Origin of the sequence: Streptomyces sp. AP-93, from assembly GCF_022808175.1 — a bacterium.
In the GTDB taxonomy this organism is placed as follows: Bacteria; Actinomycetota; Actinomycetes; order Streptomycetales; family Streptomycetaceae; genus Streptomyces.
Window position 1 is genome coordinate 24,035 of record NZ_JALGBX010000002.1, and the last position, 21,960, is coordinate 45,994.

General features: G+C 69.9%; 22 protein-coding genes and 1 tRNA gene. 11 read left to right on the forward strand and 12 right to left on the reverse strand.

All coding sequences use genetic code 11. The features are described 5' to 3' along the window. Positions 1 to 9: 9 nt before the first annotated feature. From MTF69_RS03235 to MTF69_RS03250, 4 genes are all read right to left on the reverse strand, one after another. Positions 10 to 855, reverse strand: a complete 846-nt coding sequence (locus tag MTF69_RS03235) for an MBL fold metallo-hydrolase (RefSeq protein WP_243330524.1) — start codon at positions 853 to 855, stop codon at positions 10 to 12. Further along, positions 852 to 1,793, reverse strand: a complete 942-nt coding sequence (locus MTF69_RS03240; RefSeq protein WP_243330526.1) for an NUDIX hydrolase — start codon at positions 1,791 to 1,793, stop codon at positions 852 to 854. Before MTF69_RS03240 ends, MTF69_RS03235 begins: the two co-directional genes overlap by 4 nt. 275 nt (positions 1,794 to 2,068) lie before the next feature. After that, positions 2,069 to 2,542 (reverse strand): RidA family protein, encoded by a 474-nt coding sequence (locus MTF69_RS03245; protein ID WP_243330527.1) that lies wholly within the window; start codon positions 2,540 to 2,542, stop codon positions 2,069 to 2,071. Continuing rightward, the gene (locus tag MTF69_RS03250; protein ID WP_112447450.1) at positions 2,539 to 2,703 is read right to left on the reverse strand and encodes a DUF4177 domain-containing protein; all 165 of its coding nucleotides are present in this window, start codon (positions 2,701 to 2,703) and stop codon (positions 2,539 to 2,541) included. Before MTF69_RS03250 ends, MTF69_RS03245 begins: the two co-directional genes overlap by 4 nt. 76 nt (positions 2,704 to 2,779) lie before the next feature. On the opposite strand from MTF69_RS03250, the gene MTF69_RS03255 reads away from it, so the two are divergent. Together MTF69_RS03255 and MTF69_RS03260 are read left to right on the forward strand one after the other, a co-directional pair. Continuing rightward, complete coding sequence (locus tag MTF69_RS03255; protein WP_243330529.1) at positions 2,780 to 3,760, forward strand: ArsA-related P-loop ATPase; 981 nt, start codon at positions 2,780 to 2,782, stop codon at positions 3,758 to 3,760. Between the two features lie 38 nt (positions 3,761 to 3,798). Beyond that, positions 3,799 to 5,127 (forward strand): ArsA family ATPase, encoded by a 1,329-nt coding sequence (locus tag MTF69_RS03260; RefSeq protein ID WP_243330531.1) that lies wholly within the window; start codon positions 3,799 to 3,801, stop codon positions 5,125 to 5,127. A 29-nt stretch (positions 5,128 to 5,156) separates the two neighbouring features. Here the strand turns inward: MTF69_RS03260 and MTF69_RS03265 are convergent, their stop codons facing one another. Beyond that, positions 5,157 to 5,507, reverse strand: a complete 351-nt coding sequence (locus MTF69_RS03265; protein WP_243330532.1) for a WhiB family transcriptional regulator — start codon at positions 5,505 to 5,507, stop codon at positions 5,157 to 5,159. Positions 5,508 to 5,893: 386 nt separating this feature from the next. On the opposite strand from MTF69_RS03265, the gene MTF69_RS03270 reads away from it, so the two are divergent. Further along, the gene (locus MTF69_RS03270; protein ID WP_243330534.1) at positions 5,894 to 8,167 is read left to right on the forward strand and encodes a transglycosylase domain-containing protein; all 2,274 of its coding nucleotides are present in this window, start codon (positions 5,894 to 5,896) and stop codon (positions 8,165 to 8,167) included. Positions 8,168 to 8,284: 117 nt separating this feature from the next. Here the strand turns inward: MTF69_RS03270 and MTF69_RS03275 are convergent, their stop codons facing one another. Beyond that, on the reverse strand, positions 8,285 to 8,746 hold the full coding sequence (locus MTF69_RS03275; protein ID WP_243330535.1) for a GatB/YqeY domain-containing protein: 462 nt from the start codon (positions 8,744 to 8,746) through the stop codon (positions 8,285 to 8,287). A 79-nt stretch (positions 8,747 to 8,825) separates the two neighbouring features. On the opposite strand from MTF69_RS03275, the gene MTF69_RS03280 reads away from it, so the two are divergent. The 3 genes from MTF69_RS03280 to MTF69_RS03290 all read left to right on the forward strand — a co-directional run bounded on the left by MTF69_RS03280 (position 8,826) and on the right by MTF69_RS03290 (position 10,599). Continuing rightward, positions 8,826 to 9,764 (forward strand): metallophosphoesterase, encoded by a 939-nt coding sequence (locus MTF69_RS03280; RefSeq protein WP_243330536.1) that lies wholly within the window; start codon positions 8,826 to 8,828, stop codon positions 9,762 to 9,764. Positions 9,765 to 9,795: 31 nt separating this feature from the next. Further along, positions 9,796 to 10,485 carry a Pr6Pr family membrane protein gene (locus MTF69_RS03285; RefSeq protein ID WP_243330537.1) on the forward strand — a complete coding sequence of 230 codons (690 nt, stop codon included), beginning with the start codon at positions 9,796 to 9,798 and terminating at the stop codon, positions 10,483 to 10,485. Positions 10,486 to 10,525: 40 nt separating this feature from the next. Continuing rightward, a tRNA-Pro gene (locus MTF69_RS03290) sits at positions 10,526 to 10,599 on the forward strand. 141 nt (positions 10,600 to 10,740) lie between these two features. Here MTF69_RS03290 and MTF69_RS03295 read toward each other — a convergent pair. Next, entirely contained in the window at positions 10,741 to 10,971 is a 231-nt protein-coding gene (locus tag MTF69_RS03295) for a hypothetical protein (RefSeq protein WP_243330538.1), read from the reverse strand. Positions 10,972 to 10,978: 7 nt separating this feature from the next. Further along, positions 10,979 to 11,299, reverse strand: coding sequence for a hypothetical protein (locus tag MTF69_RS03300; RefSeq protein ID WP_243330539.1), 321 nt, complete (start codon positions 11,297 to 11,299; stop codon positions 10,979 to 10,981). A gap of 358 nt (positions 11,300 to 11,657) precedes the next feature. Here MTF69_RS03300 and MTF69_RS03305 point away from each other — a divergent pair, with 358 nt between their 5' ends. Beyond that, positions 11,658 to 13,292, forward strand: coding sequence for a PE-PGRS family protein (locus MTF69_RS03305; protein ID WP_243330540.1), 1,635 nt, complete (start codon positions 11,658 to 11,660; stop codon positions 13,290 to 13,292). Here the strand turns inward: MTF69_RS03305 and MTF69_RS03310 are convergent. Then, on the reverse strand, positions 13,222 to 14,061 hold the full coding sequence (locus MTF69_RS03310; RefSeq protein WP_243330541.1) for a PE-PGRS family protein: 840 nt from the start codon (positions 14,059 to 14,061) through the stop codon (positions 13,222 to 13,224). The genes MTF69_RS03305 and MTF69_RS03310 overlap by 71 nt on opposite strands. A gap of 154 nt (positions 14,062 to 14,215) precedes the next feature. Here MTF69_RS03310 and MTF69_RS43330 point away from each other — a divergent pair, with 154 nt between their 5' ends. Then, positions 14,216 to 15,796 carry a restriction endonuclease gene (locus tag MTF69_RS43330; protein ID WP_243330542.1) on the forward strand — a complete coding sequence of 527 codons (1,581 nt, stop codon included), beginning with the start codon at positions 14,216 to 14,218 and terminating at the stop codon, positions 15,794 to 15,796. 43 nt (positions 15,797 to 15,839) lie between these two features. Here MTF69_RS43330 and MTF69_RS03320 read toward each other — a convergent pair whose 3' ends face one another. The 3 genes from MTF69_RS03320 to MTF69_RS03330 all read right to left on the reverse strand — a co-directional run bounded on the left by MTF69_RS03320 (position 15,840) and on the right by MTF69_RS03330 (position 18,103). After that, positions 15,840 to 17,354: a LacI family DNA-binding transcriptional regulator gene (locus MTF69_RS03320; protein WP_243330543.1), complete on the reverse strand. Its 1,515-nt coding sequence runs from the start codon at positions 17,352 to 17,354 to the stop codon at positions 15,840 to 15,842. Between the two features lie 29 nt (positions 17,355 to 17,383). Then, entirely contained in the window at positions 17,384 to 17,713 is a 330-nt protein-coding gene (locus tag MTF69_RS03325; RefSeq protein ID WP_243331338.1) for a helix-turn-helix domain-containing protein, read from the reverse strand. Between the two features lie 138 nt (positions 17,714 to 17,851). After that, positions 17,852 to 18,103, reverse strand: a complete 252-nt coding sequence (locus MTF69_RS03330) for a helix-turn-helix domain-containing protein (protein WP_243330545.1) — start codon at positions 18,101 to 18,103, stop codon at positions 17,852 to 17,854. 587 nt (positions 18,104 to 18,690) lie between these two features. Here MTF69_RS03330 and MTF69_RS03335 point away from each other — a divergent pair. From MTF69_RS03335 to MTF69_RS03345, 3 genes are all read left to right on the forward strand, one after another. Further along, positions 18,691 to 19,530: a helix-turn-helix domain-containing protein gene (locus MTF69_RS03335; protein ID WP_243330547.1), complete on the forward strand. Its 840-nt coding sequence runs from the start codon at positions 18,691 to 18,693 to the stop codon at positions 19,528 to 19,530. Positions 19,531 to 19,535: 5 nt separating this feature from the next. Continuing rightward, on the forward strand, positions 19,536 to 20,288 hold the full coding sequence (locus tag MTF69_RS03340; protein ID WP_243331339.1) for a hypothetical protein: 753 nt from the start codon (positions 19,536 to 19,538) through the stop codon (positions 20,286 to 20,288). A 168-nt stretch (positions 20,289 to 20,456) separates the two neighbouring features. Beyond that, positions 20,457 to 21,872 (forward strand): hypothetical protein, encoded by a 1,416-nt coding sequence (locus MTF69_RS03345; RefSeq protein WP_243330548.1) that lies wholly within the window; start codon positions 20,457 to 20,459, stop codon positions 21,870 to 21,872. The last annotated feature ends 88 nt before the right edge of the window (positions 21,873 to 21,960 follow it).

The following is a 21,960-nucleotide window of genomic DNA, read 5'->3' on the forward strand; positions in this document are numbered from 1 at the left end:
GCGGCCCGCTCAGTCCGGGGCTCCGGGGATCAGCCCGTGCTCCGTCAGGTACTCCAGCTGCGCGCGTACGGACCATTCCGCGGCCGGCCACAGCGACCGGTCCACGTCCGCGTAGACGTGGGCGACGACCGCCTCGGGGGTGGTCAGGCCGTTCTCGACCGCCGTCTCGATCTGTGCGAGGCGGTGGGCCCGGTGGGCGAGGTAGAACTCCACCGCGCCCTGCGCGTCGTCCAGGACCGGTCCGTGCCCCGGGAGCACCGTGTGGACCCCGTCGTCGACCGTCAGCGAGCGCAGCCTGCGCAGGGAGTCCAGGTAGTCGCCCAGGCGCCCGTCGGGGTGCGCGACGACCGTCGTGCCCCGCCCCAGGATCGTGTCGCCGGTCAGGACCGCCCGGTCGGCCGGCAAGTGGAAGCAGAGCGAGTCCGCGGTGTGGCCGGGCGTCGGGACCACGCGCAGTTCCAGACCGCCCGTGCGGATGACGTCCCCGGCGGCCAGGCCCTCGTCGCCCAGGCGCAGGGCCGGGTCCAGCGCGCGGACCTTCGTCCGGGTCAGCTCGGCGAAGCGGGCCGCGCCCTCCGCGTGGTCGGGGTGTCCGTGGGTGAGGAGGGTGAGCGCGACCCGCTTGCCCGCCTCCTCGGCGGCGGCGACGACCGCGCGCAGGTGTACGTCGTCCAGCGGGCCGGGGTCGATCACCACGGCCAGGTCGGAGCCGGGCTCGGAGACGAGCCAGGTGTTGGTGCCGTCGAGGGTCATCGGGGAGGCGTTCGGCGCCAGGATGTTCACCGCGCGGGCGGTGGCGGGTCCGGAGGCGACCATTCCGCGGGGCTGGCCGGGCAGGGCGGCGGCATCGGTCATGCGGGGGCCCCTCCGGGGTGCGCGGGGCCCGGGCCCGCGGTGCCGGGGGCCGTGAGGCGGACGCGCTTGGTGAACTCGTCATGGCCGGGCCAGCTGAGCACAAGCTCCCCGTCCGTGAGGGTGGCCTTGGCGAGGACCGGAGTCAGGTCCTGGGCGCCGGCCGCGGCGAGGGCCTCGGCGGGGCTCCCGTACGGCTCCAGGGAGCGCAGGGTGGTGATGGTGGGCGGCATCATCAGCAGCTCGCCCTTGTCGTAGCCGGCGGCGGCGTCGGCGGGGCGGATCCAGACCGTGCGGTCGGCCTCGGTGGAGGCGTTGCGGGTGCGCTGCCCTTCGGGGAGGGCCGCGACGAAGAACCAGGTGTCGTACCGGCGCGGCTCGAACTCCGGGGTGATCCAGCGGGCCCACGCGCCGAGCAGGTCGGAGCGCAGGACGAGGCCCCTGCGGTCGAGGAACTCGGCGAAGGACAGCTCACGCGCCACCAGGGCCGCGCGGGCGGCCTCCCAGTCCTCGCCGGTGGTGTCGCCGACGACGGTGTCCGCGGACTCGCCCGCGAGGAGGACCCCGGCCTCCTCGAAGGTCTCGCGGACGGCTCCGCAGACGATCGCCTGGGCGGTGGCGGGGTCGGTGCCCATCCGCTCGGCCCACTCGGCGCGGCTCGGGCCGGCCCAGCCGATGAGGTGGTCCTCGTCGCGAGGGTCCACGCCGCCGCCGGGGTACGCGTACGCGCCTCCGGCGAAGGCCATCTCGGCGCGGCGGCGCAGCATGTGCACGGCGGGGCCGTCGGGGGTGTCGCGCAGCAGCATCACGGTGGCGGCGCGCCTGGGTTCCACCGGGGTGAGGGCGCCGTCCGCGAGGGCGCGGATCCGGTCGGGCCACTCCGGCGGGTACCACTGACCTCCGGCGGAGGTCTCTTGCTGACCGTACTGACCATTCGGCATGGCGGGATGCTACGGGCATCCGGGCCGATGTTCGAGGGGTGCCCTTGTTGCACACGCTGCGGGGGGCTGCGGATGTGTCGCTGCGCGGGGCGGACTCCCCTACCCGCCCTTCCACCGTTCCCCGGGCGCTGCCCGGACCCTTCTGGGGCTCCGCCCCAGACCCCGGTCCTCAAACGCCGGACGGCTGAAGAGACGCCGGAGGGGCTGGAGCCGCCCTACGGGCAGGCTCCAGCCCCTCCGGGGCAGACGTCCGGCCCCTCGGGGCGGCGCTGGGATCAGGCTCCCGGGACCAGCTCGACCTGGATCTCGATCTCGACGGGGGCGTCCAGCGGGAGGACCGCCACGCCGACCGCGCTGCGGGCGTGGACGCCCTTGTCGCCGAGGACGGCGCCCAGCAGCTCGCTCGCGCCGTTCAACACGCCCGGCTGGGCCGTGAAGTCGGGGGCGGAGGCGATGAAGCCCACCACCTTCACGACGCGCGCGATCTTGTCGAGGTCGCCGACGACGGACTTCACCGCGGCCAGCGCGTTCAGCGCGCAGGTCGCGGCCAGTTCCTTGGCCTGCTCCGCCGAGACCTCGGCGCCGACCTTGCCGGTGACCGGCAGGTTGCCCTTGACCATCGGGAGCTGACCCGCGGTGTACACGTAGGCACCCGACCGGACGGCCGGCTGGTACGTGGCCAGCGGCGGGACGACCTCGGGGAGGGTCAGGCCGAGTTCGGCCAGCTTCGCCTCGACGACTCCGCTCATGCCGCCTTCTCCCGCTTCAGGTAGGCCACGAGCTGCTCGGGGTTGTTCGGCCCGGGAACGACCTGGACGAGCTCCCAGCCGTCCTCGCCCCAGGTGTCCAGGATCTGCTTGGTGGCGTGGACCAGCAGCGGGACGGTCGCGTATTCGAACTTCTTGGTCATGGGAGCGAGCGTAGTGCCTGCCGTACGGGGCCCCGCCACCACCGCCGCCGCCCGGGAGGAATTAGGCTCGGGCGCTGTGAGCAGGCTCCAGGTGGTCAGCGGCAAGGGCGGCACCGGCAAGACCACGGTCGCCGCGGCACTCGCGCTCGCCCTCGCACGCGAGGGCAAGCGGACTCTTCTGGTGGAGGTCGAGGGCAGGCAGGGCCTCGCCCAGGTCTTCGGGGCGGAGGCACTCCCCTACGAGGACCGGAAGATCGCCGTCGCCTCGGGCGGCGGGGAGGTCTACGCGCTCGCCATCGACGCGGAGCGGGCGCTCCTCGACTACCTCCAGATGTTCTACAAGCTCGGCTCGGCCGGCCGCGCCCTCAAGAAGCTCGGCGCCATCGACTTCGCGACGACCATCGCGCCGGGGCTGCGGGACGTGCTCCTGACGGGGAAGGCGTGCGAGGCGGTCCGGCGCAAGGACAAGGCCGGCCGGTTCGTCTACGACCACGTGATCATGGACGCTCCGCCGACCGGGCGGATCACCCGCTTCCTCAACGTCAACGACGAGGTGGCAGGCCTGGCCCGGTTCGGGCCGATCCACAACCAGGCGCAGGCCGTCATGAAGGTGCTCAAGTCCCCCGAGACCGCCGTGCACTTGGTCACCCTGCTGGAGGAGATGCCCGTGCAGGAGACCGCCGACGGGATCGCCGAACTCCAGGGGGCGGGCCTGCCGGTGGGGCGGGTCGTCGTCAACATGGTCCGGCCGCACCACCTCGACGGGGACGCCCTGCGCGCCGCCTCCGGCGAGCACCGCTCCGGCGTCGCCGGGGCGCTGTCCCGGGCCGGCCTCGGCAGCGCCCGGCGCGGCGGGCCGGCCGAACGGCTGGTGCGTCCGCTCCTCGCGCAGGCCTCGGAGCACGCGAGCCGGGTGGAGCTGGAGCGCGCCCAGCGCACCGTACTGGCGGGGCTGCACGTGCCGACGTACGAACTCCCCATGCTCGGCGCGGGGATGGACCTGGCCGGGCTCTACGGGCTCGCCGCGGAGCTGCGGAAGCAGGTGGGCGAGGCATGAGCGAGGCCGGGACGAGGGTGGGGACGAGGGTGGGGACGATGGACGCTCCCGCGGAGCTGGACGTCGACCGGCTGCTGGACGATCCGCAGACCCGGATCATCGTGTGCTGCGGTGCGGGCGGGGTCGGCAAGACCACCACCGCCGCGGCGCTCGGGGTACGGGCGGCCGAACGCGGGCGCAAGGTGGTCGTCCTGACCATCGACCCGGCGCGCAGGCTGGCCCAGTCGATGGGTATCGACTCGCTCGACAACACCCCGCGCAGGGTCTCCGGGGTGTCCGAGAACGGGAACGGCGGCGAACTGCACGCCATGATGCTCGACATGAAGCGGACCTTCGACGAGATCGTCGAGGGCCACTCCGACCCCGAGCGCGCCGCGGCCATCCTCGCCAACCCCTTCTACCAGTCCCTGTCGGCCGGCTTCGCGGGCACGCAGGAGTACATGGCGATGGAGAAGCTGGGGCAGCTGCGGGCCCGGGACGACTGGGACCTGATCGTGGTGGACACCCCGCCGAGCCGCTCCGCGCTGGACTTCCTGGACGCGCCGGGTCGCCTGGGGTCCTTCCTGGACGGGAAGTTCATCCGGGTGCTGATGGCACCGGCGAAGGTGGGCGGCCGGGCGGGGATGAAGTTCCTCAATGTCGGCATGTCGATGATGACGGGCACGCTGAGCAAGCTGATGGGTGCCTCGCTGCTGAAGGACGTACAGACCTTCGTGGCCGCCATGGACACGATGTTCGGCGGCTTCCGCACCCGCGCGGATGCGACCTTCCAGCTCCTCCAGGCTCCCGGTACGGCCTTCCTCGTGGTCTCCGCGCCCGAACCGGACGCGCTGCGCGAGGCCGCGTACTTCGTCGAGCGGCTGGCCGCGGAACGGATGCCGCTGGCCGGGCTCGTACTGAACCGGGTGCACGGCAGCGGCGCCGAACAGCTCTCCGCAGAGCGGGCGTTGGCCGCTGCGGAGAATCTTGAAGAAGGCGGCATTGTGGATCAGGAGTCCGGGAAAGCTGGACTTCGTGACTCCACGGAGACCGACAGGGAGACCGCCCCGGAGACCGGCCCGGAGGCCGACACCGACGACCGCACCGAGCGAGAGACCGGCGCCGACACCGTAGACACCGGCGCGGACGCCCACGTGGCCGCCGCCGCAGACGCCGACGTGGATGTGATCACGGCAGGACTGCTCCGCCTGCACGCGGAGCGCATGCAGATCATCGCGCGCGAACAGCGCACGCGTGACCGCTTCACCTCGCTGCACCCCGAAGTGGCGGTGGCCGAAGTGGCCGCCCTGCCCGGCGACGTACACGACCTCGCCGGGCTGCGGGCCATCGGAGAGCGACTCGCGGCCGGGGTTCCGGCCGGAGCGTAGGCGTTCCTACGACGTGGTGACCAGGTGGTCTACCCGGCTGCCGCGTACGTCTCGTACGGAACGCCGATCTCGTCATCGGCATCCATGGTGAGGATGCCCGTACTGCGCTCGTACTCCGTGCGGGCGGTTTCGAGCAAGCGCCGCCACGAGGTGACGGTGGGACGCCGGCGCAACAGCGCACGTCGTTCCCGCTCGGTCATTCCGCCCCACACTCCGAACTCGACACGATTGTCGAGCGCGTCGGCCAGGCACTCGGTCCGCACCGGACATCCGGTACACACCGCCTTGGCCCTGTTCTGTGCCGCTCCTTGAACGAACAGTTCATCCGGATCGGTAGTGCGGCAGGCTGCCTGCGCACTCCAGTCGGTAACCCAGCCCATCCCGGCGCCGTCCTCTCCCGAATCGAGGCTCCCCCACGGCGGTAGCGGCATATTCACCGCTGCCAGTTGAGGACGTTACGGAAGGCGGGCACAGTGCAACACCCCCGACGGGCCCAATCTTGAATGGTCCGAACGGACTATGGGTAAGCGGCAGATCACCCGACGGAGTGATCCTGCGACATGCCCGACCATTCCGGCGATTTGGGTGAAATCGACGGGGCATGCTGATCACAGGAGGCGAGATTCGGACATGCGTCCACCCCATTCGGGAAGGGTGAAAAACAAGCCGGGGGGTTGATGTCCCACCGCACTGCTGTGACAGTTGAGGACAGCTTAGGCCAAGGCATTCGCGCGTGTCCGGCGAATGAGAACGTAGGCTGCCCTCTATGGGAAAGAAGCGCTCGGGCGGCGGGCTCACGGGGCCACAGCAGGCCGCCAAGTTCCTCGGTGTGTCCGTTCTCTCCGGAGTTGTACTCGCGGGGATCGCGATCCCGGGGGCCGGCGCCCTGGGGCTCGCGGCCAAGGGCACGGTCGAAGGGTTCGATGAGATCCCGGCCAATCTCAAGACACCACCGTTGAGCCAGCGCACCACGATTCTGGACGCCGAGGGTGGCTTGATCGCCACGGTCTATTCGCGTGACCGGCAGGTGGTCCCGATCACGGCCATCTCCCCGTACATGCAGAAGGCCATCGTCGCGATCGAGGACTCGCGTTTCTACGAGCACGGCGCGATCGACCTCAAGGGCATCCTGCGTGCGGTCAACCGCAATGCCCAGGAGGGCGGCGCGGCGCAGGGCGCGTCGACGCTGACGCAGCAGTACGTGAAGAACGTGTTCGTCGAAGAAGCCGGCAACGACGAGACGAAGGTGCGCGAGGCCCAGGAGAAGAGCCTCGGACGCAAGATCCGCGAGCTGAAGTACTCGATCCAGGTCGAGGAGGAACTCGGGAAGCAGAAGATCCTCGAGAACTACCTCAACATCACGTACTTCGGGCAGCAGGCGTACGGAATCGAATCCGCCGCCCATCGCTACTTCAGCAAGGCCGCCAAGGACCTGACCCTGGAAGAGTCGGCGCTGCTGGCGGGCGTGGTCCAGTCACCGAGCCGGTACGACCCGCTGAACGACTCGCAGGAGGCGATGAAGCGCCGCAACATCGTCCTCCAGCGCATGGCGGACGTGAAGGACATCTCCCAGGCCGAGGCGGACGCGGCGAAGGCGAAGCCGGTCCAGCTGAAGGTCACCAAGCCCAAGAACGGCTGCATCACCGCCGTCAAGGGCGCGGGCTTCTTCTGCGACTTCGTGCGCAACACCTTCCTCGACGACACCGCCTTCGGAAAGACCCGCGAGGAGCGGGCGAAGGTCTGGAACAAGGGCGGCCTGACGGTCCGCACCACCCTGGACCCGCAGTCGCAGGACTCCGTCAACGAGTCCATCAAGGACCACGTGGACCAGGACGACAAGGTCGCCACGGCCGTCACCCTCGTCCAGCCCGGCACCGGGCGGGTCCTCGCCATGGGGCAGTCCAAGCCGTACGGCTTCGGCAAGAACGAGACCCAGATCAACTTCTCGGTGGACAAGAAGATGGGCGGCTCGAACTTCGGCTTCCCGACCGGCTCCACCTTCAAGCCGTTCGTCGCGGCCGCGGCCATCGAGCGCGGCATGCCGCCGACGAAGATGTACGCGTCCCCGTTCGAGATGGAGTATCCGAGCCCGGTGCAGACCTGCGGCGACAAGCCCTGGGTCAACACGAGCAAGGACCGTGTGCCCAACGAGTCGGAGTCCGAGGTCGGCCCGTACGGGCTGAAGGAGGCGATGGCCAAGTCGGTCAACACCTACTTCATCGAGATGATCTCCGAGATCGGCCTCTGCCCCCTGACGGAGATGACCAGCAAGCTCGGCGTCATCCCGGCCAACGGCGCCAAGCTCCCCGAGGTCCCGGCCATCGCGCTCGGCACCGAGGGCATGTCCCCGCTGACCATGGCCAACGCCTACGCCACCTTCGCCAACCGCGGCGTGTACTGCACCCCGGTCACCATCGAGTCGATCACCGACTCGCACGGCAAGGCGCTGACGGTCCCGAAGTCCAAGTGCGGCCGCACGATGACCGAGAGGACCGCCGACACCATCAACACGCTGCTGCTCGGCGTGGTCGACTCCGGTACGGGCCAGCAGTCGGGTCTGAAGGACCGGGAGAACGCGGGCAAGACGGGTACCACCGACGAGCGCCACAACGCCTGGTTCGTCGGCTACACCCCGAACATGTCCGGCGCGACCTGGGTCGGCTCCGGCGGAGCCAAGCAGGTGTCGATGGAGAACATCACCATCGGCGGCCAGTACTACGACAAGGTCTTCGGTGGCGGCCTGCCCGGCCCGATCTGGAAGCAGGCGGTCTCCGGCGCGCTCTCCGGCCGCGAGGCCCCGGGCTTCGTCACGGTGCACATCCCCGACACCCCGAGCCCGTCCCCCGGCGGCAAGCCCAGCGGCAAGCCCAACAAGCCCGGCAAGCCGGGCCGCGACGGCAAGCCCGGTGACGGACGGCCCGGCGGGCAGACCGCCGGAACCACCGGCGGGACCAACGGCGGGACCAACGGCGGCACGGGCGGGAACGACCCGCTCGGCGGGATCACCTTCCCGCCGGGCTTCATCGGCGGCCGCGACTAGGACCCGTGGGCGCCTTAGGTCCCGTAGGCCCCGTAGCGAAAAGCGAGGGAGGGCCCCCACCAGATCCGCATCCGGATCGGTGGGGGCCCTCCGTGTTTCCCTTGCGCGGATCCCGTACTAGGACAGGTGCTTCTTGACTGCGGCGGCGACGCGCCCGCCCTCCGCCAGACCCGCGACCTTCGGGTTCACGATCTTCATCACGGCGCCCATGGCCCGCGGCCCCTCGGCGCCCGCCGCCTTGGCCTCCTCGACGGCCTGCGCCACGATCGCGTCGAGCTCGGCCTCGCCGAGCTGCTTGGGGAGGTAGGTGTCGAGGAACTCGCCCTCGGCGGTCTCCCGCGCGGCCTGCTCGGGACGGCCACCCTGCGCGAAGGCGTCCGCGGCCTCGCGGCGCTTCTTTGCCTCCTTGGCGATCACCTTGAGGACTTCCTCGTCGGAGAGCACCCGGGCTTCCTTGCCCGCGACTTCCTGGTTGGTGATGGCGGAGAGGGTCAGGCGCAGCGTGGACGAGGCGAGCTCGTTGCGCGCACGGATGGCGGTGGTGAGGTCTTCCTGGAGCTTGGCCTTGAGCGTGGTCATGCCCCGAGTCTGCCAGGTGCGGGGGCTCGGGCGCCCGCCGGTTTCCCGGCGTGCTTGCCGGGTCTGCGAACATATGGGCATGCGTGCGCGTTACGGAGTACCTCTGAAGGTCACCGCCGGGATCGCCGCGGCGGGGGCCGCCGGTCTGGCCTATGCCGCCGGTTTCGAAGCCCGGTCCTTCCGCCTGCGCCGGGTCACGGTCCCCGTGCTCCCCCCGGGGATGCGCCCGTTGCGCGTCCTGCAGGTCTCGGACATCCACATGGTCGGCGGGCAGCGCAAGAAGCGCGCCTGGCTGCAGTCGCTCGCCGGACTGCGCCCCGACTTCGTGGTGAACACGGGCGACAACCTCTCCGACACGGAGGGCGTGCCGGAGGTGCTCGACGCGCTCGGCCCGCTGATGGACTTCCCCGGCGTGTACGTCTTCGGGTCGAACGACTACTACGGCCCCCGGATGCGCAATCCCGGGCGCTACCTGATCGAGAAGACCCAGGGCCGGCACGGGCTGAACGGCAACGCGCCGGTCGTCGGGGCCGTCCACAACCCGTGGGAGGGGATGCGGGACGCCTTCGACGCGGCCGGCTGGCTGAACCTCACCAACACCCGGGGCCGGCTCAAGCTCGACGGGCTGGAGCTCGCCTTCACCGGCCTGGACGACCCGCACATCAAGCGCGACCGGTACGCGAAGGTCGCGGGCGGGCCGGAGGCGGACGCGGACTTCTCGATGGCCGTCGTCCACGCCCCGTACCTGCGCGTCCTCGAGGCCTTCACCGCCGACCGGTACCCGCTGATCCTGGCCGGCCACACGCACGGCGGGCAGCTGTGCATCCCCTTCTACGGGGCGCTCGTCACCAACTGCGACCTGGACACGAAGCGGGTGAAGGGCCTCTCGACGCACGAGACGCAGGGGCAGCGCGCATACCTCCACGTATCGGCGGGCTGCGGGACCAACCGCTTCACCCCGGTGCGCTTCGCGTGCCCGCCCGAAGCCACACTGCTGACACTGACCCCGAAGGCCTAATGCGGGCGGTCGCGCCGGGTACGTTGACAGGATGATCACACCCGGCGCACTCCGCCTCACGACGGTCGCCTTCCGCGCGCTGATAGCGGCCGCGGCCGTCACCGGCCTGGTCATCGAGTGCGCGTACGGCAGCGTGCCGGTCGTCCTCAGCTTCTTCACGATCTGGACGAACATCCTGGTCGCGGTCACCTTCGGACTCTCCGCCTACCGCGTCCACCGGCGCGAGCCGGACGTGGCCCCCTTCTGGCGGGGCGGTGTCCTCCTCTTCATCCTGATCACCGGGCTGGTCTTCCACCTGGTCCTGGCCAACCCGTCGAGCCCCTTCAACGTGCTCGAGGACCTGGACAAGCTGTCCGGCGCGAAGTCCGTCTCCAACCAGCTCCTCCACACGGTCACCCCCATCGGCGCCGTCCTGGACTTCCTCTTCCTGACCGCCCCCCGCACCCTGCGCCCGCGCTACGCCGCGCAGTGGCTCGCGTACCCCCTGCTCTACGTGGTCTTCGCGCTGATCCGCGGCGCCCTCCTCTCCCCCGGCGTCCCGACCCGGTACACGTACCCCTTCATCGACGCCGCCCAGTACGGCTACGCGAGGGTCGCGCTGAACGCGGTGATCCTCGGCGTCGCCTTCTACGCCCTCGGCCTCGCCCTGGTCGTGGCGGACCGCTACCGCCCGCCGCGCGAAAACCGGATTTCGTCTCCGGCCGAGGGTCCGCTAAAGTAATCGATGTCGCCAGGGCAGCAAGCGCTGCAAGGGTGGACATCGGGGTGTAGCGCAGCTTGGCAGCGCGCTTCGTTCGGGACGAAGAGGTCGTGGGTTCAAATCCCGCCACCCCGACTTCGTAAGACCAGGTCAAGGGCTTGATCCGCATCGCGGGTCAGGCCCTTGAGTGGTTTACGGGCCTGTCTTGGGAGCCATCGGGGAGCCGATCTCGGAATCCGGCTCCCGCGAGGACCGTCAGGCAGCGACCGTGAGTCGCTACGCGGAGGGCGGCCGGCTCTTTGCCATCCAAGCGCGGCACGACCACCGGGCGAGTGCGCCGACGGCCAGGGATACGAGAATCGCGCCCCAGTCGATGACATGGGGGAGCCCGGGGAAGAACGCGAAGAAGCCGAGGGCCGCGACGGTTCCGACGAGGAAGGCGACGCCGCCTGCTCGGCGGCGCTTGGCTTCCCAGGCGGGGGCTTCGGTGGGGGGCTGAGGCGTCACGTGCGGCTCACTTCGTGATGTGGTGGCACTGGCTGACCCGGCGGACACCATTGACGTGGATGTGCGCGCACGCCCGGCCGTAACGGGGCAGGGTCTGGGGCGCGTTGTCCCGCATGGGATGGATCTCGCACTCGGTGTGGGTCTTACCGCGCGAGGTCTTGTACGTCTTGTTCTCGGTGTCGGCGTACGTGAAGTCGATGCGCCAGTTACAGAAGCCCGCATTGAGGGCGCCGACGAATCCGCAGTCGACCCCGGCATTCTGGTAGGTGATCTTCTTGCCTTCGCCGCGGATGATGTGGGTGAACATGCAGCCCGTGGGAACGCTCATGGTGACACCCCCGACCTGATAGTCGAAGGAGGCCACAGGGGTGGACCCGATGGCACCCGCGTGTGCCTGGGCCGGGGGTAAGAGCGCGAGCGTGACTGCTGCGGCGACGGCTGTCGTGACGCGGAGTGCGAGGTGGCCGGCCATATCCGGTGCCTTCCGACGGAGTGTCCTTGTTACGTACGGAACTCCTCCCGGGGAGTCATGGGCTCGCCGGTACACCGATATCCACTACTAAGAGTGATCAACGAGTTCGATGGGCTGACTACGCCGTTCGGGACATCAGGACGACCGAGAACCAGATCCACAAAGCCCACCGCAGAGCTTGTGCCCACGGGAGCGGCGACGGTACGACGATCACATGCACCGTTGGTCACCCCTCAACGATCGGCAGCTCGCCCTCCTGACCCGGATCAGCAAGGGCGCCGAACCTGTCACGTCGGACACCCCCGAAATCGCCCTCACCGCCCGAGCCCTGAAGGAGCGGGGGCACATCGCCATGCCCAAGGAGGGCGGGAGGTGGCGAGCAGAGATCACGGAGGTCGGGCGCTTCTACCTCCAGCACGGCCATCACCCCGACCGGCCTGAGCCGGCACCACGGAAGACCCACCCGGTGACGACGCCCGGACCCAAGAAGGCTGAGTCCGACCGCGTCGAGGAGAAGTCCGCTGTGGAGCAGAAACTCCCGGTACAGCGCGTCGCCAGAGCACCACGGCCCTCTCCGGCCGATATCGGACGGGCTCTGATCACCGAGGTGCAGCAGGCCGGCCGCTTCCTCCGAGTCCCCAACCCGGACGAGGCCGCGCGGGCCCGCTACCGAAGGGCATTCGACGCGGCTCGCCAGTGTGCGCCGACTGGGTACCACCTGAAGTACAGCGGTCGGACCAAGGGGGACTTCTTCCTGGGGCTGCTCCGGGTGACCGGCGAGGACGACACGGAGTGGAACCGGATCCGCCTGGCGCGCAGTCGCGTGATCACCGACGTGGACAATGTCCTCGCTGCCGTGACCGCGGACCACAGCGCCTTCGAGATCTCCGACGGCGTACTTCTGCGCGTGCTGTCGCTGCTCCGCCTCATCGCCGAGCAGGCCCTCCCCCTGCACGGGGAGATCGCGGTGTCCAAGAAGCGCAGGCAGCCGAAGCCCCTGCTCACGATCCATGGCCGTACGTACGAGATCACCTTCAAGGAACGACAGAAGGAGGTCCGGTACGTGCCCAAGCCAGCGGGCCGCCGCACGTACGACTGGCAGCGGGTCGTTCCGGCGCAGCGGTTCGAGCCGTCCGGGGAGCTGGAGATGGTCGTTGCCCAGCAACAGGGCTACAACTACGGCTGGAAGAAGGAGTGGGCCGACAGCGCGAAGAAGCCGCTTGAGGACCAGATCGGTTCGGTACTCCGGGCGCTCAGGACCCGGGCCGATGAGCAGGAACGGGCCCGGCTGGAGCGGGAGGCCGAACAGCGGCGCCAGCAGGACGAGCGGGAACGGCAGGCAGCTGAGAACCGTCGGCTGGAGGCCGAGCGGCAGGAGCGCGCGCAGCGAGAGTGGGAGGCCGCGGTCGGCGTGGCTTCGATCAAGGCAGTGGACGCGGCCCGGGCCGAGCACTTTGGCACCGCGCTGGAACAGTGGCGAGCCGCAGGAGAGATCCGGACCTTCTGCACCGCGCTGGATGAGGCCGCCGCGCAGACGGAGGACCCCATCGAGGCCGAGCAGCTCCGAGAGTGGTCGGCGTGGGGCAGAGCGGAGGCCGCCCGCCTGGACCCGACCTTGAACGGGAAGGGGCTCGGTGCCCGGAACTTCCACGCGGAACCCACCGGGGACGAGCTGCGGCCGTTCCTCGACGGCTGGCACCCGCACCGCCCGGAGAAGGTGAAGCCACCGGTGGAGCCCACACCGCCCAAGCCGGAACCCGAGCGGTGGCGTGACGGCTTCAACGACGTACGTCAGGACCAAGGCTGGAGATATGGACCCCAAGCCCGCGCTCAATGGTGGAGGCGATGACGCCGTGCCCACGGTCACGGAGCGCCTTCACCGCCTGCTCGACCAGTTCGCCGAGGCGCAGTACCTCGGCTCGTAGGGCGACGAGCTCGTCGTAGCGCTCGGCCTTCTCCTCCCCGCACCACTCCCGGACCGTACGCAGGGCACCCGCCTCCGCGTCCAGCTTGCGGTCGTCCCGGCGGTGGTACGACTGCCAGGAGGGCCGGCCGCGCTCCTCGTCCACGACCTGCTGCCGCCGGTCCACCTCCGGCAGGACTTCCTCGGCCAGCTGCTTGGCCACCTGCCGTGCGATGCGCTCGGCGACTGGCCAGCCGACCAGACAAAGGCCGTTGCGGTCCTCGTGGACCATGGCGTCGCCGCGAAGCCCAGCGGGGTCCATGCCGACCAGCGGCGCCGTCTCGTCGAGGTGGCCGAGCTCCAGCACACCCGCATCCGCCACCGCCTTGCGCAGGCGCAGCCGCCCCTTGGGACGGACGAAGCCCAGGATCATCCGCGCCGCCTCGAACTCGGCGCTCCCCCGTACCTCCCTCGACGCCTCGGCCAAGGAGAGCTCCGCCGTGTCATCCGCACGGAAGGCGTCAGCGTCAGCCCAGAGCACGAGCAGACTCCCAGCGCTGACCCACTCCTGCAGTCCGGCCTCATCACCGTCCAGGAACCGCACATGGATTCCTGACCTGCCGGCGGCGCCCACCCGGACGATCTCCACCTGGCGCAGGGCGCCGCCCAGTTCCTTCGGCTTGGCCCGATAGGCCCAGCACTCCCCGATCTCCATGCAGTCATTGAGCCAGGTCGCTCAAGGACACCGCCGGTCTTCCGAGGAACTACCGCCGTTCTGGCGATCTATGGGTGATCGATACGGCAGATTAGGTGCGGTATACGGTGGGGAATTTCAAGCAGATACATACGCACTGACCTGGGGGGTAGCGGTGGCCAGCCGCACTGGAGCACATGGGAACGACCCATACGCCCGAGAGCTCGCACGCCAAGCCAAAGAGCACGAGCGGGCCCGGAAGGCCGCCGAGCTGGAGGCCAAGCGGAGGGCCCGCGAGGAGAAGCTCGCGTACGAGGCCGCCCGCGCTCAGGAAGCCATCGACCGGACCAGCGTGGCCGAGAACGACGCCGAGCAGCTGGCGACGTTGCTGCGTGCGGCAGTCCTGGAAGGTCGACCGCTGACCTTCGACGCACTCACTCAGGAATTCATCCCATCCGCCTTCGCCCCCACCGGACGTACCAAGCCAACACGCGAGCCTCGGTGGTCGGACTTCGAACCGGAGTCGCCGCGAGGCCTGTTGGGCGCTCTCGGCTTCGGACGTCGAGCGTATGACGCCAGCATGGAAGAGGCGCGTAAGCGGTTCGACCAAGCGCTGCAGGATCACGCCCGCGAGGAACAGAAGCGCATGGCGAAGCTTGAAAAAGCTCGCGTTCGGCACGACCAGCAGAACCGGGAGGAAGCCGCTCGGATCGATGGGTGGAACGCAGCCGTCGAGGAACGCCACAGCGCCTACCGTGACAGGGAAGTCGAAGCCGTCGAGTGGTTCATCGATCAGGTCCTCGCAGCCTCGTCGTACCCTCATGGCTTTCCCAAGGCGCACCAGGTCTCGTATCAGGCAGACACCGGTGACCTCCTCGTACAGGTCGACCTGCCCTTGGAGGACGTGGTCCCGACTGCCCGGGCGTACCGGTATGTGAAGTCACGGGATGAGCTCACACCTGTTCCGCGCCCCGAGAAGGAGCGCAAGGAGCTGTACGCCTCCGTCCTCGCGCAGACTGCCCTGCGCACCGTGCACGAACTGTTCGTCGCCGATACCGAGGGCGTGATCAGCTCCATCGCCCTGAACGGGCACGTGGCGACCATCGATCGCGCCACGGGCCGGGAGGTGCATCCGTGTCTGATCACCCTCCAGACGGACCGCGAGGAGTTCGGCAAGCTCGTCCTAACCCAGGTGGATCCCCGGGCTTGCCTGAAGCGGCTCCGCTCACTGATCTCGCCCAATCCCTATGAGCTGGAGCCGGTCCGCCCCCTGGTCACCTTCGACCTGAGAAAGTTCCGACTCATGGACAGCCTGGACGTAGTAGCGGGGCTGGACAGCCGACCCGTGTTGATGGACCTCACGCCCACCGAGTTCGAGCATCTCGTTCGACAGTTGTTCGAGGCGATCGGTCTGGAGAGCGTGAACACCCAGCCTTCGAAGGACGAGGGCGTGGACGCGATCGCCATGAACACCGATCCCGTAATGAGGGGGTTGTGCATCATCCAGGCGAAGCGCACCAAGAACGTCGTTCCGTTTGAGACGGTGTCCGCTCTCGCGGGAGTGGTCGAGCACAAGCGGGCGGCCAAAGGCATCTTGGTGACCACGTCCTGGTTCGGTCGGGCCAGCGAGGCATTCGCCAACGACCACGGACGACTGGAACTCCTCGACGGCGCCAACCTGGTGCACCTTTTCAAGGAACACCTGGGACTCGACGTCATTCCTGGGCCCGTCCCGCCCAAGAATCGGCCTCGCTAGGCACCGCGCCCACCAGGCAGGGCGCCGGACCTCCTCCGGCCAGCTACCCGACAGCCTTACGCACCCGCAGAAGTGCATCGAGTATGCGTACGGGGGACCCGGGGGCCATCCCTCGGCGGGCGTCCAGGGCTGCCTCCCACTGCTCGGTAACGCCGAGCATGAGGCGCTTACGCATGCCGCCTGTCACATGGGCGTAGCGCGCGGAGACCGAGCCGTCGATGTGACCCATGCGCTCGTCCATGAGGACCTTCTCCGTGCCGAGGTCCTCCATGAGCGTGCGGTGGGAATGGCGCAGGCCGTGCGGCGTGAGGCCCCTGGCGATGGCCGTCCAGCAGGCGTCGGCGCGACCCTGGGCGTTGCGGCCCCGGACCGGTATGCCCGGGAACGGGTCACCAAGGAGCGGAACGGGACGGGGCTCCTGCGGCGCCTTCTTCGGGTACCAGCCCGTCGTCGCCGGGTGGAAGAGCCAGGTGGCGAAGCCGTTGCGGCGCCAGTGGGCGGCGTGTTCCGAGGGCGCACCGCCGCGTACGAAGCCCAGCTCGGCGATGGCGAGTTCGACGCAGGTACGGGTGGCCTCGCGCACGCGGTCGGGGTGATTCAGGACGTTGGACACCGTGCCCGTGGAGACGCCGGCGCGGCGGGCTACGTCGACCAGCTTCGCGCCCTGGTGGCCTCCAGTGCGTGCGGTGCCCTGGCCTTGGAAGACGTACGTCCTGCCATGGCACGGGCACGGCTTGGGCTTGGTACGGGCGACGTGGTCGGCCACGAGGGCCGAGAGCCAGTCGGGGGCGTCGATGGTGCGGTAGCTGTCGTCCTTGGGCGGGCAGCGGACCATCACACCCGAGTCGAGCTCGTACAGCTGCCACTCCACACGCACCGAGCCCCGGCGGGCGAACTCGGTCTCCAGGCCGACGATTTCGCCCCAGCGCATGCCTGTGTACGCCTTGAGGGTCACCGCGACGAACTCGTCGTCCCGGCCGGAGAGCAAGGCGGCCCGCTCGGCAATCAGGAGGGCGCCGAGCGCGTCCGTGACGACCTTTTCCGGACCGCGGTCGGCGGAGCGGCCGGCCCGCTTGCCCCTCCCCCGGCGCTTGGCGGCGGGGTTCGCGTCGATGAGTCCCTCGTCGACGGCGTCGGCGAGGATGAGGTGGAGCGTGGCCCGCCAGGTCTTGACGCTGGAGGCGGCGTAGGAGGCACGTTCCTTCTTCTCCCACAACGCGACGTCGGTACGGAGAATGCCGGCGAGGGCCTTGTCCTCGAAGTCGGGGAGCAGGTGCTCCTCGATGTGGCGGCGGTAGTTCTGCATCGTGGACGCGGCCAGGTCTTGGGCGTCGTACCAGCGGCTCGCGTACTCGCCGAACGTCTCCTGGCCCAATGACGGGTCACGTACATCGCCGCGCCGGAAGCCGATCTCCGCCTCATCGGCGGCCCGCTTGGCCTCTCGCTTGGTGGCGAACTTGATGGTCGCCCCGGTCGAGTCGACGACCGTGTTGTGCTTTCCGGGCGCCGTCTTGTAACGACCGCGCCAGTAGTTGCTGCGCTTCTCCGCGAAGCCCACTGTTCCCTCCCCTCTTGGTTCGTCGTCAGCTACGCGGTGGTGTCGAAGTCGTCCTGGCGTGCGCGGCGGGGTCGACGGGCGCGGAGGCGGGCGGATGGGGCTGCCGTGCGCGACGGCACCGTGCGGACGGAGGGTGCGACTGGTTCGGGTGCGATCGCCGGCCGCACTTCGTACAGGCGGATGATCTCCGCGAGGTGTTCAGCGGTGAAGCGGTACGAACGTCCGACCCGGGTGAACGGGATGCGTCCCCGGCTGGCCCGGTCCTTGACCCACCAGGCGGAACAGCCGAGGGCATCGGCTATCTCCTCGGGGCGGAACAGTCGGGGGAGGGCGGAGGAGTCGGAGCAGGCTGCGGCCATGGGCGATTGACGCAAGAAGGATCCTCATCAGGTACGGCGGAGTAGGTCGAGGGTTCGACCACGGTTCTGGAGTGGGCAGATGGCCTGTGCGGAGTGGTCGGCGGCGACACTGGCACGCCGCAGGCCGGGCTCGTGCGGCTACGCGGCGGGCTGGAGCAGCACGAGCGGGGAGACGCCGAGGGCGGCGGCGATCGCGACGAGGTCGTCGACGTCGCAGCGGCGGCGTCGGCGCTCGATGCGGGAAATCGTCGTGACGGTCATGGGGTGGCCCAGCGCGGTGGCACGGGCTGCCAGCTGGCGCTGGGCGACACCGCGGGCGGTGCGGGTTCGCTCGATGGCACGGGCGACTCGATTCCCGGCCGGACCGATTTCCAGAGGTGTTGGGGGCATGCATATTTTGTAACTTGGGATCCCCGGTTTGGGTAACCGGGGATCTGCTGCTACATTCCGCCGCTTTGTTGTCAGGTTCCCTACCCTGCCGCCGAAAAATTGCGAAACATAGCAGCGGATCCCCGGTTGACCAAATAATGGCCCGTCAGGTTCGTCGACTGGGGGACCGCCCGCAGGCTGCACCTTTCCAACCTGCATAGATGGAGGACCTAGAGGTAACGGCGGGGGTGCGCGGAGACATTGCCGAAGCGTCGCGACTTGCCCTATTCGTCCCGCCAATTTCCCGAGCTATTTGGTCAACCGGGGATTCGGGTCTACCGTTTTTACACACCCACAGGGACATGTTCGCCGTGAGCTGTTTGCTTTGTCGGTGGAATGCTGGACTTGCGCGAACCAATGTGGCTGTCTTGTCCATGCACCCCGAACGCTGATCCCCGGGGGACACGGCAAGCCCCGGCACTCCAAGGCCGGGGAGCGAAGCTGCCAGCGCCGCACGCCCGCAGGCCGCAACCGTCACACCGCACCCTCCCCTCCCCCACCCGAAGCGGGCTACCCCCTGCCCGCCCGCACCAAGGAGCCGCCACCCGATGAGTCACGACGCCCGCGCATGGGTGTGGGACCACAGCCGCAGCAAGGGCACCGCCCGCCTGATCCTCGTGCTGATCGCCGACCGATGCGTCGATGGCCGCTGCATCGCGTACGCCTCGGTCCCCGCCCTCATGAAGCGGGCCAACGCGTCCCGCAGCGCCGTGCGGGACGCCCTCGACAAGCTGATCGCCAGCGGCGAGCTGGTGTGGATCGAGGATCGCAAGGGCCCTCGCGGCGAGAGGTACTACCACCTCCCCGATGCGGCCCGGTTCCTCGCCGAGCAGGCCACAGCGAGGGACCGGGATCCGGCCCCCACCGGGCCGGAATCCGGCCCGTCGAAGCCACTTGAAGGGGGGCCTGAAACCGGCCCTGGGGACCGGAATCCAACCCCTGGGGGGACCGGATTCCAACCCGGCAGGGGACCGGAATCCGACCCCCAGAACAGTAGAGAACCAAAGATGAACGGTAGTAAGAGCAGCAGCTCTCCGCTCATCCCCGCCGCCCAGTGGCACATCGACGACGCCACCCAGACGTGGCTGCGGCAACAGGGCCACCTCGACCGCCTCGGCGAGCCCGCCCTGCGAGCGGCTGACGAGAAGTGGCGCAACTACCGGGCGGTCTGGGGACCGCGCACCGCCGCCGCCTGGTCCGCCGACTGGCGCGAGTGGATCACCCGCGAACACACTCCCGCTCCTGGCCGCCCGCACCTGCGCTCCCTGCCAGGCGGCGCCTCCACCGGTCCTGCGACCGGAAGGACCCGCGCCGAACAGCACACCACCGCCCTGCTCGACGCCCTCACCGAACTCGAAGCCCACGACACCCCTACCGGAACGGAATAACTACCCTGGACCTCCGAGAGATCGCCATCCTGCTCGCCTACGTCGGACACCTCGACACGCGCACCGCCCACACGGACAGCGGCACTGCCCGTGACCAGATCGCCCAGTGGCACGAGATCTTGGCCGAGGTGCCCTTCACCGCCGAAGGCTGGGACGTCCGCGAAGCGGTAAGGGCACACACCCGCACCTCCGGATTTCGGATCCTGCCGGTGGATGTCGCCCGCCGGTGGGACGCCTACCGCCGCGACCGCCTGGAGCGGCACACTGATCCCCTACCAGTCGCCGACCCGGACAACCTGCCCGAGTGGCTGTCCGAACTGCGCGGCAACCGGCGCGCCGTAGCGGTCGGCGCGGCCGCGCCGTCCACCCTCCACGAGCTCACCGCCGGCCCGCACCCCGACGTCGAGGCCCGCCTGCGCTCCGTCGGATCCGTCATCCCTCCAGCGGCACGTGCCCAGCTCGCGCCCTACCGGCCCACTCGTGCCGGCCGGGAAGCCGACACCGCCGCGGGACTGCCCGACGCTCTCAGCGTCCCGTGCCCGTGGTGCCACGCCCACACAGGCACCCCCTGCCGCATGCGACGCACAGGCCCCGACGGCGCCGCGCGGGGAAACACCCCACGCGCCGTACCCCACCCGGGCCGCTTCGATCTCGCCGCCGCAACCCCCGCCCGGCAGGCGGCTGCACCGCGCCCTGCCCCCGTGGCGGGCACCATCGGCGTCCCCCGTACGGGGCCCGCTCGCTCCGCCAGGCGCTGAGCCACCTGCCCACACGCGGTTCCCGCTCCGGTTCGTCCGCGCTACCGCGTCCCCCTGGCCTCGTAGCCCCGGCCACTCCGCCACCGGCGCCGCCCTCCCACCTCATCGCCCTCACCACACCGCCCGCGCGCGCCCGCATAGCGCGGGCGGGTCTCCGGAGATCCCTGCATGACACCACCCGCCCTGCACTCACTCGGGCACTGGAACGCCACGTCCCTCGCGGGCATCGCCCTCGCACTGGCCTGCTCCGCACTGCTGATCAGGCGACTTACAAAGCAAGGCACGCACCGAAACGGCGGCAGCCGCAAGACCCGATCCCCCGCCGTCACCATCGCCGCGCTGGCCGCGGTCGGCTGCACCGCCTACAGCGCCGACACCAGCTGGCGGTTCGCCGCCAACTATCTGGCCATGGGCAGCACCGTCGAGCGCGCCTTCATGTTCGCCACCGCCGAGCTGGCCCTGTTCGCCACCGCGCTGATGGCACGCCAGAACCTGAACGGTCCGACGCGGGCGCCGGGCGTGCCCGGCGTCCTGGTCTGGGTGATCACCGCAGTGCAGATCATCCCCGCCTACGCCGAGTTCGGGCTCGTCGGCGGCACCGTGCGCGCCTTCGTAGGCCCAGTCATGGCAGCGATGCTGTGGCACCTGGCCATGGGCATCGAACTGCGCCACCGCACACCCCAGGCCGCCTCGCACAGCCTGGCCGCGGTCCTGGTCCGGCAAGCACGCGAACGCATCCTGGCCCGGTTGGGCATCGCCGACCAGGACGCGGACGCCGCCCGACTCATCCGCGAGCGCGCCCTAAGTAAAGCCGTCACTTTGATCCTCCGCGCCGCGACGATGACCGACCAGCAGCACGGAAAGCGACGCGGGCGACGCCTGGCCGATCGCCTGCACCAGGCCCTGGAACGCGCCGACGTCGACGGCGACCCGCTCCAGGACGAGCTGCTGCTGCGCAAGCTCGCCACCCGCAAACAAGCCCTCGCCCTCGCCTCCCTCACCCTGCCACCACGCTGGCACCCCCCGACCCCCCACCCTGCCCGCGACTTCGGGCCCAGCCGCCCGCCCGTCGCTTCCCCGGGAGAACAGAAAGCCAGGCGCCACACACACCCGTCGCAACCGTCGGATGCGGGCAGCGAAGATGCCCACCAAGCTGCCCGCCCGCAAACGGCACCACGGGCAGCGGACACGCCCCGCCCGCAACCCGCCCGCGCGGCTACCGGGCCGCCCTCACGGGCGGAGTCCGGGGTCCGCCCGCCCGACGGCAGCCCACCGCCCACGGGCCTCACCTCTGGCAGCGCCCCGGGCAGGCGCACGCGAAAACGGGCGCCCGGGAAGGGGCAGGAGGACCGCAAACCCCGCGCCACCGAGGAGGCCATCCTCGGCTTCACTCGCCGCCTGTACGAGGAGACCGGAAGCGTCTCCCGCGACCGGGTGGAGAACGCTGTACGCGCCGCCGGCTACACCGTCGCCAGCGACGACGTCGGACGGATCGTCCGCACGTTCAAGAACCAGCCCAAGGCCCCATTCCCGGCCGCGCCCAGCATTCCCACCCCTGATTCCGAAGCCGCAAGCCTCCCCTAGCCACGCCCCGAGATGGAGACCCCGTGCACGACCCGCACCACCTCGCCCCTGCCCCCGATGACACCGGCACAGCGAGCACGAAGTCGCC